Annotated in this window: 13 protein-coding genes and 1 pseudogene; 3 read left to right on the top strand and 11 right to left on the bottom strand. The window is 65.2% G+C overall.

What is annotated here, in order from left to right; genetic code table 11:
- The first annotated feature begins 51 nt into the window (after positions 1-51).
- Entirely contained in the window at positions 52-1,107 is a 1,056-nt protein-coding gene (locus DW352_RS03170) for a 2-oxoacid:ferredoxin oxidoreductase subunit beta (RefSeq protein ID WP_115688466.1), read from the top strand.
- Positions 1,108-1,115: 8 nt separating this feature from the next.
- On the opposite strand, the gene DW352_RS03165 is transcribed toward DW352_RS03170, so the two are convergent.
- The gene (locus DW352_RS03165; RefSeq protein WP_115688464.1) at positions 1,116-1,598 is read right to left on the bottom strand and encodes a hypothetical protein; all 483 of its coding nucleotides are present in this window, start codon (positions 1,596-1,598) and stop codon (positions 1,116-1,118) included.
- 101 nt (positions 1,599-1,699) lie between these two features.
- On the opposite strand from DW352_RS03165, the gene DW352_RS03160 reads away from it, so the two are divergent.
- Positions 1,700-2,647, top strand: coding sequence for an aldo/keto reductase (locus tag DW352_RS03160; RefSeq protein WP_115688462.1), 948 nt, complete (start codon positions 1,700-1,702; stop codon positions 2,645-2,647).
- A gap of 44 nt (positions 2,648-2,691) precedes the next feature.
- On the opposite strand, the gene DW352_RS03155 is transcribed toward DW352_RS03160, so the two are convergent.
- The 4 genes from DW352_RS03155 to DW352_RS03140 all read right to left on the bottom strand — a co-directional run bounded on the left by DW352_RS03155 (position 2,692) and on the right by DW352_RS03140 (position 5,523).
- Positions 2,692-3,876 (bottom strand): GGDEF domain-containing protein, encoded by a 1,185-nt coding sequence (locus tag DW352_RS03155; RefSeq protein ID WP_210209918.1) that lies wholly within the window; start codon positions 3,874-3,876, stop codon positions 2,692-2,694.
- A gap of 128 nt (positions 3,877-4,004) precedes the next feature.
- Positions 4,005-4,535 carry an SRPBCC family protein gene (locus DW352_RS03150; RefSeq protein WP_115688460.1) on the bottom strand — a complete coding sequence of 177 codons (531 nt, stop codon included), beginning with the start codon at positions 4,533-4,535 and terminating at the stop codon, positions 4,005-4,007.
- A 204-nt stretch (positions 4,536-4,739) separates the two neighbouring features.
- Positions 4,740-5,201: an SRPBCC family protein gene (locus DW352_RS03145; RefSeq protein ID WP_115694213.1), complete on the bottom strand. Its 462-nt coding sequence runs from the start codon at positions 5,199-5,201 to the stop codon at positions 4,740-4,742.
- Positions 5,194-5,523 (bottom strand): ArsR/SmtB family transcription factor, encoded by a 330-nt coding sequence (locus tag DW352_RS03140; protein ID WP_115688458.1) that lies wholly within the window; start codon positions 5,521-5,523, stop codon positions 5,194-5,196. The genes DW352_RS03145 and DW352_RS03140 overlap by 8 nt, the downstream gene beginning before the upstream one ends.
- Positions 5,524-5,595: 72 nt before the next feature.
- Here DW352_RS03140 and DW352_RS03135 point away from each other — a divergent pair, with 72 nt between their 5' ends.
- Positions 5,596-6,471, top strand: a complete 876-nt coding sequence (locus DW352_RS03135; RefSeq protein ID WP_245434301.1) for a formate/nitrite transporter family protein — start codon at positions 5,596-5,598, stop codon at positions 6,469-6,471.
- Between the two features lie 54 nt (positions 6,472-6,525).
- Here the strand turns inward: DW352_RS03135 and DW352_RS03130 are convergent, their stop codons facing one another.
- From DW352_RS03130 to DW352_RS03105, 6 genes and pseudogenes are all read right to left on the bottom strand, one after another.
- The gene (locus tag DW352_RS03130; RefSeq protein ID WP_162826750.1) at positions 6,526-6,987 is read right to left on the bottom strand and encodes a hypothetical protein; all 462 of its coding nucleotides are present in this window, start codon (positions 6,985-6,987) and stop codon (positions 6,526-6,528) included.
- Positions 6,988-7,029: 42 nt separating this feature from the next.
- Positions 7,030-8,109: pseudogene (locus DW352_RS27255) on the bottom strand (RluA family pseudouridine synthase); the annotation flags it as partial.
- A 676-nt stretch (positions 8,110-8,785) separates the two neighbouring features.
- Positions 8,786-9,145: a hypothetical protein gene (locus DW352_RS03120; protein WP_162826749.1), complete on the bottom strand. Its 360-nt coding sequence runs from the start codon at positions 9,143-9,145 to the stop codon at positions 8,786-8,788.
- Positions 9,142-10,467 (bottom strand): replication-associated recombination protein A, encoded by a 1,326-nt coding sequence (locus DW352_RS03115; protein WP_115688448.1) that lies wholly within the window; start codon positions 10,465-10,467, stop codon positions 9,142-9,144. The genes DW352_RS03120 and DW352_RS03115 overlap by 4 nt, the downstream gene beginning before the upstream one ends.
- A 37-nt stretch (positions 10,468-10,504) precedes the next feature.
- The gene (locus tag DW352_RS03110) at positions 10,505-10,879 is read right to left on the bottom strand and encodes a hypothetical protein (RefSeq protein ID WP_210209917.1); all 375 of its coding nucleotides are present in this window, start codon (positions 10,877-10,879) and stop codon (positions 10,505-10,507) included.
- Positions 10,880-10,884: 5 nt separating this feature from the next.
- Positions 10,885-12,279: a DegQ family serine endoprotease gene (locus DW352_RS03105; protein ID WP_425374632.1), complete on the bottom strand. Its 1,395-nt coding sequence runs from the start codon at positions 12,277-12,279 to the stop codon at positions 10,885-10,887.
- Between the last annotated feature and the right edge of the window lie 11 nt (positions 12,280-12,290).

Genomic DNA, 12,290 nt, shown 5'->3' with positions numbered 1-12,290 from the left:
ACTGGATGCCCGCTTTCGCGGGCATGACGGCAGAGAGAGAGCGGCAATCCCATGACCTACATCGCCAAGCCGAAATTCCATCACCCCGACCTGCCGAAGAACGCGCTCGGCTACACCCACCGCGACTACGAAGGCTCGGTGTCGACCTTGTGCGCCGGCTGCGGTCACGACTCCATCACCGCCGCCATCATCCAGGCCTGCTTCGAGCTGTCGATCGAGCCGCACCGCGTGGCGAAGATCTCCGGCATCGGCTGTTCGTCGAAGACCCCGACCTACTTCCTCGGCAATTCGCACGGCTTCAACTCGGTGCACGGCCGCATGCCGTCGGTGCTGACCGGGGCCAATCTCGCCAACCGGGACCTCATCTATCTCGGCGTCTCCGGCGACGGCGACAGCGCCTCCATCGGCCTCGGCCAGTTCGCGCACTGCCTGCGCCGCGGCGTCAACATGGTCTACATCGTCGAGAACAACGGCGTGTATGGCCTGACCAAAGGCCAGTTCTCGGCCACCGCCGACCGGGGCTCGAAGTCCAAGCGCGGCGTGATCAACACCGACAACTCCATCGACCTCGTCGCCATGGCGCTGCAGCTCGGTGCCTCGTTCGTCGCCCGCTCCTTCTCCGGCGACAAACAGCAGCTCGTGCCGATCATCAAGGCGGCCATTGCCCACAAGGGCGCGGCTTTCATCGACGTCATCTCGCCCTGCGTCGCCTTCAACAACCATGCCGGCTCGACCAAGAGCTTCGATTTCGTGCGCGAGCACAACGAGGCGGTGAACCGCCTCGATTTCATTTCCTCGCGCATGCCGATCGAGGTGAAGCAGGAGCCCGGCACGGTGGAGATCGTCGAGCAGCACGACGGCTCTCGCCTCGCGCTGCGCAAGCTCGCGGCCGACTACGACCTGCACGACCGCACCGCCGCGCTCGGCTTCCTGCAGCATCACGCGTCGAAGGGGCAGATCGTCACGGGCCTGCTCTACGTCGAAGAAGAGCCGCAGGATTTGCATGAGCATCTGCGCACCGTGAGGGCGCCGCTCAATACGCTCAATGCGAAAGAGCTGTGCCCGGGTCAATCGGCGCTCGACAAGATCAACGCGTCCTTGCGCTGAGCGGCAACTCAGCGCCGGAAGTCGAGCCGCCCATGCGGAAAGCGCCCGTCGATGCGCGTCGCATCGACGATAAGCCCAACCCACGGCCGCGTGATTTTCGGATCGGTGAGATTGATGTATTTGCCGACCAGGCGAGTCTCACTCTCGCGGTGCGCGTCGATCAATCCGTGCCGTCGGCCGCCGTCCCAATCGAAACGTAAGTAAACGCGCTCGCCGATAGCGCGGACTTCCGCCCTGCCTTGCTTCCATTTCTCCGGCGTATCGCCGGCAATGGTCGGATCGGCTCCGCCGTTCCAGCGGCTTGCCCATGCGCCATCGAGCGGATCGGCCGGCGCAAGCGCCTGTGCCCACGAGCCGGCATTGGCGTCGCCTGCATCGCCCGGCAATCTTGCCGTTGCGGCAAAGTCCAACACGTCCCTGTCATTTGGCGTGGGAACATCCATGGTGCCGAACGGATTGCGAGTAATGATGTGTGTGTTTTCTTGCTGCATTGCGAGGTCTCGGGTTAGGACTGCACCTTCTCCTATCGACACCGACCGCTGGCGCCGACCCGATTTCTGACGACCACCGAACGCCGCGAAAAAGGACAACCATGCAACTTCGCCCGCTCGGCCGCTCTGGCCTTCAAATCGCCCCGCTCATGCTCGGCGGCAACGTGTTCGGCTGGAGCGCCGACGAAAAGACGTCGTTTGCCATCCTCGATGCGTTTGTCGATGCCGGCTTCAACGCCGTCGACACCGCCGACAGCTATTCGCGCTGGGCGCCGGGGCATAGCGGCGGCGAGTCGGAGACCGTCATCGGCCGCTGGTTCAAGCAAAGCGGCAAGCGCGACAAGGTGGTCATCGCCACCAAGGTCGGCTCCGACATGGGCGAAGGCAAATGCGTGCGCAAGGACTACATCCTGCGATCGACCGAAGCCTCGCTCAAGCGGCTTCAGGTCGACTGCATCGACCTCTACCAGACGCATTTCGACAACGAAGAGACGCCGGTCGAGGAGACGCTCGAGGCCTACGCGCAACTCATCAAGGCCGGCAAGGTGCGCGCCATCGGCGCCTCGAACCTCACGCCGGCACGGCTGACCGCGTCGCTCGCGGCCAGCGCCAAACTCGGCGTGCCGCGCTACGAGACGCTGCAGCCGCTCTATAATCTCGTCGAACGCAGCGGCTTCGAGACCGACTATTTGCCGATCGTCCGCGAGCACGGGCTCGGCGTGATCCCCTTCTATGCGCTGGCCGCCGGCTTCCTCACCGGCAAGTACCGCACCGAAGCCGACGCGCGGAAGAATGCCGCCCGCGGCGGTAAGGTGAAGGGCTATCTCAACCCGCGCGGCGTCGCGATCCTCGACGCGCTCGATCAGGTGGCGAGCCGGCAGCATGCGACGCCGGCGCAGATCGCTCTCGCCTGGTTGCTCGCAAAGCCCGGCGTCACAGCGCCGATCGCCAGCGCCACGAGCCTTGAGCAGCTCAAGGACATATTGAAGGCGCCGGCGCTCAAACTGTCGGCGGAGGACATCGCGGCGCTCGATCAAGCGAGCGCGTGATTGCATCGCTGCGACGGGCGATTCTCAATCAAGCGGCTTAGGCACTACAACACGCCGGTCACGACCTGGTCGCGGCCGGCGCGCTTGGCGCAGTAGAGCAGTTTATCGGCGAGCGCGACCAGCGCGCCCGGACTGTGCAAGGCGACCTCGTGGCCGGTGGCAGCGCCGATGCTGATGGTCAGCTTCGCCGCTGCCGGCAAGCCCGCATGCGGAATGGCCGCGCGCGCGATCGCCATCATGCACTTCGCGGCGACGGCGCGGGCGCCCTCCTCGGCGATTTCGGGCAGCAGACAGACGAACTCCTCGCCGCCATAGCGGGCGACCAGATCGGCCGGTCGGCCGACGCTCTCCACCAACAGCTTGGCGACCTGGCGAAGACACTCATCGCCCTGCAGGTGGCCGTGATGATCGTTGTAGGCTTTGAAGTGATCGACGTCGATCATCAGCAAGGACAGCGGCTTGCCGGAGCGGCTGCAGCGGCGCCATTCGCGCTCGAGTGCGTCGTCGAACCGGCGGCGATTGCCGATGCCGGTCATCGCGTCGGTCGACAAGAGCTCCTTCAGCAGAAGGCTTTGCGCATAGCGCTCCCGCTGGGCACGCTGGATGGAGTTCGCGGCGAGAAAGCCGAGTGCGTTGGCGAAGACCAGCCATACCGAGGCCCGCAGCATCTGCTCCAACGGCAGCGTCGTGCCGGCGACGAAGAACCACCATGCCGGCGCAACGACCGAGAACGCCGCCGCCAGCGCGGCTGCGACGAAGAAGCGGATCGGCAAGTAGACATAGATGATGAAGACAATGCTGACGATGAGCGTCGGCCACAAGAAGGCCGTCACCGGATAGACCGTCATAATCGTCATCCGCGACACCATGCCAACGACGATGAAGACCGCCATCAACGCTTCGAGCAGGCCGGGCCTGCGGACGCGGGAGACGATGCCGAACGCAATCAATGGCAGGAATACGGGCGCCGCGGCCGGGATCAGGCTGACCACCACGCCGCCGCGAGTCCAGAACTCGTGAAATTGGAAACCGAAGTTGAACGCGCTGACCGCCGATGCCAGCAGCAGCAGCAACATCACGCGCCGGCGATCCTCGGCAAACCGATCGATCCGGAAATCCTGCTCGACCTGCGGATCCGCAAGCTGAGCGCTCCAGCGCGTCACCGCGACTGGCCGCGGCTCCGCCGCCATATGCCGGTATCCAAGATAAGTGTCGGCGCGCGTGTCCATCAAAGGGCTGCGACTCAAGGTGGCGAGTCACCGCCACGAAGCGTCAGCCTTTAGCAGATCGTGGAACTCGGCACAGCAGCGCACGCCAGATGTCCAAACTTTTCGTGCGGATTGGAGGCATCCGGACACTACCTGGATCTAAGCCACGGCTTCTCCGCCACCGCGCGCGCGACTGCCTCGATGAAGTCCGGTGGGGGCGCCATCGCGATCGCGAGTGCGTTGCCGGTCTCGAGCAGGCTCTTGAGGCTGGACAATATCGCCGGCCAGCCGGCGCGGCCGCCGGCCAGGATAGCCTCTGGCACGTCCCAGGAATGAGACTCGGTCATGGTCAGCTTGCAGCTGCCACCCGCCTGCTCGATCTCGTACGTCACGATGCATTCGGGCAATTCGTCAAAACCTTGCATGCCCTCTACCACCCACGTGCAGGAAAATCGTCGCGGCGGTGACCATTCAAGTACACGGCCGGCGATATGAACGCGACCGTCGGGATACAGCAGGCCGAAGTGGCCATCGGCGCGCGGCTCGACGTCGACGGCGAAGCCACTGAAATAGTGCCGCGTGAATGCGGGATCCGTCAGCGCCTGCCAAATCTGTTCGGGGGCGGCTGCGATATAGGTGACGTAAACGGTCTTCGGTACGAACGAGGCTGCGTCTGTCATTGGGCCTCCGCTGCCGCTCGTTTGGCCGCCTCTTCATCCCACGACGGTTGTAGACCGCAGCCTGTTTCCAGATACGACTTCAGGCTCGATAACGCCGCAGGCCATCCCTTGCTGACCAAGCCGAAGATCTTGCGACCGTCGCCGAACTCGTTGTGCACGACGGTCAGCCGAGGTGACACAGACGAATGTGGCCTGGTCATCGGCTTACTCCTTGAACGCCACGTCGCCGGTCTCGAGCAGAGACTTGAGATTCGACAAAACCTTCGGCCAACCGCCGGAAACCGCTTCGATGAACTTGCCGCCCTCGCCTTCGATCTCGTGACGAATGGTGAGCTTGGCCGCCTTGCCGCCGAAATCAGGGTAGTAGTCGGCCATCTCAATCTGCATCGTGCAGCGCGAGTACCCTTCCGCTTTGAGCTCCGGCCTGAACTCGTTGCGCCAGCGGATTACAAGGCGGCGAGGCGGATCTGCCTCCAGTATCTCGCCTGCGTCAGCGACGCGGCCGTCATCGAGCTTGAGCCGCCACGGCGAGCCGGCCTTGAAGTCGCTTTCGGCCGACATGCCGAACCAATATCTGCGGATCGTACGCGGATCGGTCAGCGCGGCCCAGAGCTCCTCGGGTGTTGTGCGGATGTAAGTGACGTAGACAAAACTTGGTTTACTCATCATGCGCCTCCAGGTCCTTTTTCAGGTCACTCAGCGCCTGTAGCCGCGAACGTTCGAACTTGCCGATCCAGCGTTCTGCGATCTCGTGGATCGGCACTGGATTGAGATAGTGCAGCTTCTCGCGGCCACGCTTGACCGCCGCGACCAGATTGGCCTCCTCGAGGATCGCGAGATGCTTGCTCACCGCCTGCCGCGTCATCGGTGAGCCCGATTTGGCAAGCCGCTCGCACAGCTGGCCCAGAGTGAGGCCGTTCTCGGCGCGCAAACGGTCGAGCAATTCCCGGCGGCTTGCATCCGCGAGCGCTTTGAAGACCGCGTCCATCGCCGCCTAATATGCAACCATCTAGTTGCCTGTCAAGAGCAGTCATCGAAGGCCAGGCGGGAACCCGGCGCCGTGGGCAACGTTCACGTCTCCATGACCGAGCGCCGCTCCAGCAAGCAGCAATCCACCGGCAAACGCCGCGCCGCACGCGGCATCTCGCAGCGCGAAGTTGAAGATGTCGAGGAGATGTCGACGCCGCGCACGCCAGTCATCTACGAGGTGGTACGACGGCTGGGCGACGAAGAGATGGAGCGCCCGGCTTTCTCTCTCTGGTGGTCGGGCGTGGCAGCGGGCCTCTCGATCAGCTTTTCGCTTCTCGCCCAGGCGGTGTTGCACACACACCTTCCCGACGCGCCGTGGCGCGACCTCATCGCGGCTTTCGGCTACTCGATCGGCTTTCTCATCGTCGTGCTCGGTCGGCAGCAACTCTTCACCGAGAGCACCATCACGGTGGTGCTGCCGGTGCTGAACGATCTCTCGCTCGAGAATCTCTGGCGGATGTTGCGGCTATGGGCCATCGTTCTGCTTGCCAATATCGCCGGCACGCTTTTCGCCGCTATCTTCTGCACCTACCTCCCGGCAGTGCCTGAGGATATCCATCAAGGAATGATGGAGCTCAGCCGCATTCTGACGAACATCGGGTGGTGGCAGATGCTCCTGCGCGGCATCGCGTCCGGCTTCCTCATCGCCGCCATGGTTTGGATGCTGCCGAGCGCCGAGACCTCGAAACTCGCCGTCATCACCATCATGACTTGGCTGATTGCGGTCGGCGGCTTCACCCACATCATCGCCGGCAGCATGGAAGCGTGGTTGCTGGTGCTCGCCGGCGATTGGACGCTGTGGCACATGGTCGGCAATTTCGCCGTGCCGGTTCTCATCGGCAACGTGGTGGGCGGCACGGCGCTGTTTGCGCTGATCTCCTACGCCCAGGTCGTGGAGGAGATTTGAGGCAGCCGCCCCCTCGAGGCTTGCAACACCTCGCACCTCCGGGAACGGACTAGGTCACTGATTAATGCAATTGTTGATATAGGTGTTGCGGTCGCCGGCATTGGCGCCATAGGCGCCGGCCTGATGTGCACAGCGCGCCGCGCGATCCTGATACGTCTCGCGCCCGCCAGGCCCCGACGGCGAAATGGTTCGCATGTTAGGCAATGCGACGCCCGTCTGCGGATTGATGATCGGCGGCGGCGGTTCGCTCGCGCCGTGACGCGGCACGCGCAGTGGCTTGACCGGCCGCACCTGCTCTACCGTGCCGCGCGGCGACTGATAGGCCGGCGGCAGCCCGGGTTGAGGCCCCGGCGGACCAAGCGGTAATGGCGCGACGTGAACGATGTTGGGGTCCGCCGTTTGCGCATGCGCCAGCGTCACGGCGGACACCGCGAACGCAACAACGACAACTGCTCGTAACAAACCCTGCATCCGGCTCGCCTTCACCCCTCCGCGACAGATGGCGACGCCGAGCACGCAAGACGAGAGGCTGCGACGTCCCGCAGCCTGACAATCGCGTTACTCTTCTTCCGGCGCATCCTCGATCGGATCGTACCGCTTTACGTCGAAGCCGAGCAGGTTCCACGACTGCTCCATGTGCGGCGGCAGCGGCGCCGATACATCGATCGTACCGCCGCGCGGATGCGGCACGGCAATGCGGCGCGCCAACAGATGCAGCTTGTTCTGGATACCGCCCGGCAATTCCCAATTCTCGATGTTAAAGTATTTGGGATCGCCGACGATCGGATTGCCGACATGCGCCATGTGCGCGCGCAGTTGATGCGTGCGGCCGGTGACTGGCTTCAGAGACAGCCAGGCGAGTTTCTGCGCCGAAGTGTCCACCACGGCGTAATACGTGACGGCGTGCACAGCATCCTTCTCGCCATGCTCGGCGACGCGCATGAAGGAGTCTTCCTCGACCTCCTGCTTGGTGAGATAGGTCGAGATGCGGCCCTGACGCGGCTTCGGCACGCCGGCGACCAGTGCCCAGTAGATCTTGCGCGCCGAACGCGAGCGGAAGGTCTTGGCAAGTGCGGCCGCGGCAAAGCGCGTTTTCGCGACGAGCAGACAGCCGGCAGTATCCTTATCGAGACGGTGCACAAGGCGCGGCCGTTGCGCGTCGGGATGCGGCCCGCGCAACGAGCCCAGGAGGCCGTCGATGTGGCGCGTCGTGCCGGAGCCGCCCTGCACGGCGAGGCCCATGGGCTTGTTGAGCACCATCACGTCGTCGTCTTCGTAAAGCGTGATCGACTTGATGAAAGCCCGGTCGTGTTGCGCTTGTGGAGCATCGGGACGCGGCGGCGGTGCCTCGACCTTCAGCGGCGGAATGCGGAGCTGCTGGCCGACGCTGAGCCGCGCCTTCGGTTCGGTGCGCTTGCCGTCGAGACGCACCTCGCCTTTGCGAACGATGCGCTGGATGTGGCTGAACGACAGGCCGGGAAAGCGCGCTTCGAAGAAGCGGTCGACGCGCATGCCGTCCTCGTCACGCGAGACCGTGACAGTCTGCACCTTGGTGGCTTCGGCGAGCGCCGGCGAAACTGCCACGGCGGGCTCCATGCTCTCGTCCTGCGCCGGCCGGCGCGGTCGGCCCTCGAAGGCCGACGGCTTCGCCGGCCGATGCGGCTTGGCATAAGTCTCGCGCCGTTCCTCGGCGCCGCGTCCAAAGGAACGCCCACCCTCGCGCTTGGGCCCGCGACGGGACGGCCCGCGGCTGCTTTCCTCGGCCAACCCGCGGCCGCGTCCCCCGCCGTTCCGGCCCTCGGCGTGACGGCCTGCGGGCCGCTCATCGTCCCGCCAGCGGGGCGGACGGCGCTCGTCGTCGCGATCGTGCCGCCGAAGCGGCCGTTCGTCGTTGAATCGCGGCGGCCGCCGATCCTCGCCAAACCGTGCCGGCTTTCGTTCGCCCTGCGGGCGGCCGCGGCCCTCGCCACGGCCCTCGTCACGCCGGTCAGGAGAGCGCCCTTCGCCGAACCCACGGCCAGCTCCTCCGGACTTGCGGAAGAAAGAGGGCCCGCCCTCGCCCTGGGCGGCGCGTGGGGGCCGTCCGCGGCCGGCGCCGTGCCCAGATGAGCCGCGTCCTGGACGCCCCGCAGGGCGCTCATCGCCGTGCCGCAGCGGACGCCCCTCGTCGTCGCGTGAACGCGGCCGACCGCCGCCACCGAGACGCGCGGCGCCGCGTGTGCCCCGCTGCTGCTGCCGGGGGCCCGCCTCGCGCCGTCCACCGCCCGGCTGCCTGGGGCCGCCGCCTTTACCGCGTTTCATTGGCTATTCTTTCTCATTCGCAGCGCTTGAGATCGCCGGAGTTCACCCGGTCCCAGCGCAATAACAGTTTGCCGGCATGCGGCGTGAGCGATACCGGCACCGAGCGCTCGCCCGCCTCGCCCCAGCACAGGGCCTGGATGTGCACGTCGTGACCGGTTTTGTACATACGCGCGATGCGGCAGGAATCGCCCCGCCAGCGCACCGCATAATCCGTCACCACCAGCGGCATGCGTTCGGCCGAAAGGGAAAAGCCCGAGCAGGCGTCCTGATCGACAGCCCAACGGCCGGTCACCTTCTCGTCCGGCTGCGCCGCGAGTGCCTGGCACGACATCAGCGCCATCGCGGCCGCTGCCGCCCCCCGCCTGAGGCTCATGCCCCGCCCCGTTCCTTCCTCAGCTTCGCCCAGTAATCCAGTCGCTTTCTGATTTCACGTTCGAATCCGCGTTCGACCGGATTGTAGAACTGTTGACGCGGCAGCGCTTCGGGGAAGTAGCTCTGTCCCGAGAAAGCTTCTTCCTGATCGTGGTCGTAGGCATAACCGCGACCGTAGCCTTCGTCCTTCATCAGGCCCGTGGGCGCATTGAGGATGTGCTTGGGCGGTAAGAGCGACCCGCCGCGCTTGGCGACCTCCATCGCGGTATTGTAGGCGACATAGCCGGCGTTCGACTTCGGCGCGGTGGCGCAATAGATCACCGCCTGTGCGATGGCGAGTTCGCCCTCGGGCGAGCCGAGAAAGTCGTAAGTCTCCTTGGCGGCGTTGGCGATGATCATCGCCTGCGGATCGGCGAGCCCTATGTCCTCGATCGCCATGCGCACGACGCGGCGCGCGATGTAGAGCGGCGGTTCGCCCGCGTCCAACATACGGCAGAGATAATAGAGCGCCGCATCGGGATCGGAGCCGCGGACCGATTTGTGCAGCGCGGAGATGAGATTGTAATGGCCATCCTGGCTCTTGTCGTAGAGCGGCGCGCGCCGCTGCACGATCTCCTGCAGCTTGACGCCATCGAATATCTCGCCCGGGCGTGCAGCGCGCCAGACTTCTTCGGCGAGGGTGAGCGAGGCGCGGCCATCGCCATCGGCCATGCCGGCCAGCATCAGACGCGCATTCCCGTCGAGCGGAAGCGGCTTGCCTTCGATCTGCTCGGCGCGTTTGAGCAGTTGCTCGACCGCATCTGCGCCGAGCGACTTGAACACCAGCACACGCGCGCGCGACAGAAGCGCCGCATTGAGCTCGAAGGACGGATTCTCCGTCGTCGCGCCGATCAGCACGATGGTGCCGTCTTCCATCACCGGCAGGAAGCTGTCCTGCTGCGCTCTGTTGAAGCGATGCACCTCGTCGACGAACAGCAGCGTGCCCTGCCCCATCTCGCGGCGGCGGCGCGCCTCCTCGAACACGCGCTTGAGATCGGCAACACCGGTGAAGATCGCCGAGATCTGTTCGAAATGCAGATCGGTGGCCTGTGCCAATAACCGCGCCACGGTGGTCTTGCCGGTGCCTGGCGGTCCCCAGAAGATCAGCGAGCCGAGCGAACGCGTCTCTAGCATGCGCGTGAGCACGCCGTCAGGACCGAGCAAGTGGTCCTGCCCCACGACCTCGGACAACTTTTGCGGCCGCAGCTTGTCGGCAAGCGGACGCGGCGCGTCCGCATCCAGCCCGGCGGCGGCGAACAAATTGGGCGCGGGATTTTTAGCCATCGCGATCAAGGTGGGGCATGCCGAACGCCATCGCAAGTCAGCCCTGAGCGACCGGCTGAGCCAACCCGAACAGCAGCGCGATCACGGCGAAGCCTATCAAAGTCACCAAAATCCCGACCCCTGCGAGCGCCCGCCTGTCCCCCCGCCGCAGCAAACCGGCCACGCCCGTCAAAAGACTCGCCAGAAAAAGAACAGGCGCCGCAAATGTCAGCCAGAACGGTAGTACCACGCTGGCGAAGGACCGGACGCGACCGCCGAATGACGGCTCGCCGGCATCCACATAGGCCTCAACGAGCGGCTTGGCGTACACGGCCGCCAGCACCACCGTGACAACGAGCGTCGCGAGCGAAATCCAGAAAGACCAGGCGCCGAGCCGCCGCCTCTCGCTCAGCCCGACGACATGCGCTCCCATGGCGCTCATCCACCGAACACCGCGGAAATCTTCTGCCCGCCGCGCAGAAGCTGGATACGCCATGTCCGGCTCTGCCGATCGCTGGCGCGCGCGAGATCGCCGGTCTTGGCGATCTTCTCGCCGTTGACCTCGAGGATCACGTCGCCGCGCTGGAAACCGAGATTGCTCGCATACGAGCCTTGATCGACGTCGAGGATGACGACGCCCTCGTCGCTGTTGAGACGCAATTCATCGGCGAGCGCCGGCGACAAATTCGCGACCTTGGCGCCGAAGAACGGCGAGCGCGAGCGGATGGTGATCTCCTCGCGCGGCGTGTCCGGTGCGGTTATCAGCGCGACCGAGACGGATTGCGGCTTGCCACCGCGCTCGATGCCGAGCTGCGCTTTGCCGCCGAGCGGCTTGGTGGCGAAGCGGTAGTCGAAGGCATTGGGGTCGTCGACGTCCTGGCCGTCCACCGAGACGATGATGTCGCCCGCCTTCAGTCCCCCCTGCGCCGCCGGTCCGCCGGGCAGCACATTGGCGACGAGCGCGCCGGCCGGACGTTTGAGGCCCATGCTCTCGGCAATATCGGGGGTGATCACCTGCAGCTTGGCGCCGAGCCACGGCCGTTTCACCGCGCCGCCGCCGCTCTTGGCCGAGGCGACGACAACACGCACCATGTTGGCGGGAATGGCAAAGCCGACACCCTGCGAGCCGCCGGAGCGTGAGAAGATCGCTGTATTGATGCCGACGAGCTTGCCCGCGAGATCGACCAGCGCGCCGCCCGAATTGCCCGGATTGATCGCAGCGTCGGTCTGGATGAAGAACTGATAGTCGGTGATACCGACCTGCGTGCGCGCCAGCGCCGAGACGATGCCGTGCGTTACCGTCTGGCCGACGCCGAACGGGTTACCGATGGCCAATACGACATCGCCGACTTGCAGCGCGTCGGAGTTGGCGAAATCGAGGAACGGAAAATGCGTGTTGCCGTCCTTGATGCGCAGCACGGCGAGATCGGTGCGCTGATCCTTGAGCACGACGCTCGCTTCGAACTCACGCTTGTCGGCGAGCGAGACTTTCACCTCGTCGGCGCCTTCGATCACATGGTTGTTGGTGACAATGAGCCCCGAACTGTCGACGATAACGCCGGACCCCAGCGAGCGCTGCAACTGGCTGGGACCGCCTCCCGGGCCGCCGAAGAAGCGCCGGAAGATCGGATCGTCGAACAACGGATTGCGCTGCTGCACCACGCGCGCGGCATAAACGTTGACCACGGCCGGCGACACGCGCTGCACGACCGGCGCATAGGACAGGACGAGCTCGGGCTGGGTCGGTACCCGCCGCTCCTGCGCCAGCAGCGGCGGCGCGGACAGCGCGACCAGACCGCAGGCCAGAACAAGGAGCCGCATCATCGATGGCATGGACTTTTCTC

The organism is Pseudolabrys taiwanensis (assembly GCF_003367395.1).
Taxonomy (GTDB): domain Bacteria; phylum Pseudomonadota; class Alphaproteobacteria; order Rhizobiales; family Xanthobacteraceae; genus Pseudolabrys; species Pseudolabrys taiwanensis.
The sequence above is the reverse complement of the archived record's forward strand: the minus strand, read 5'-3'. Positions and strand labels throughout refer to the sequence as shown.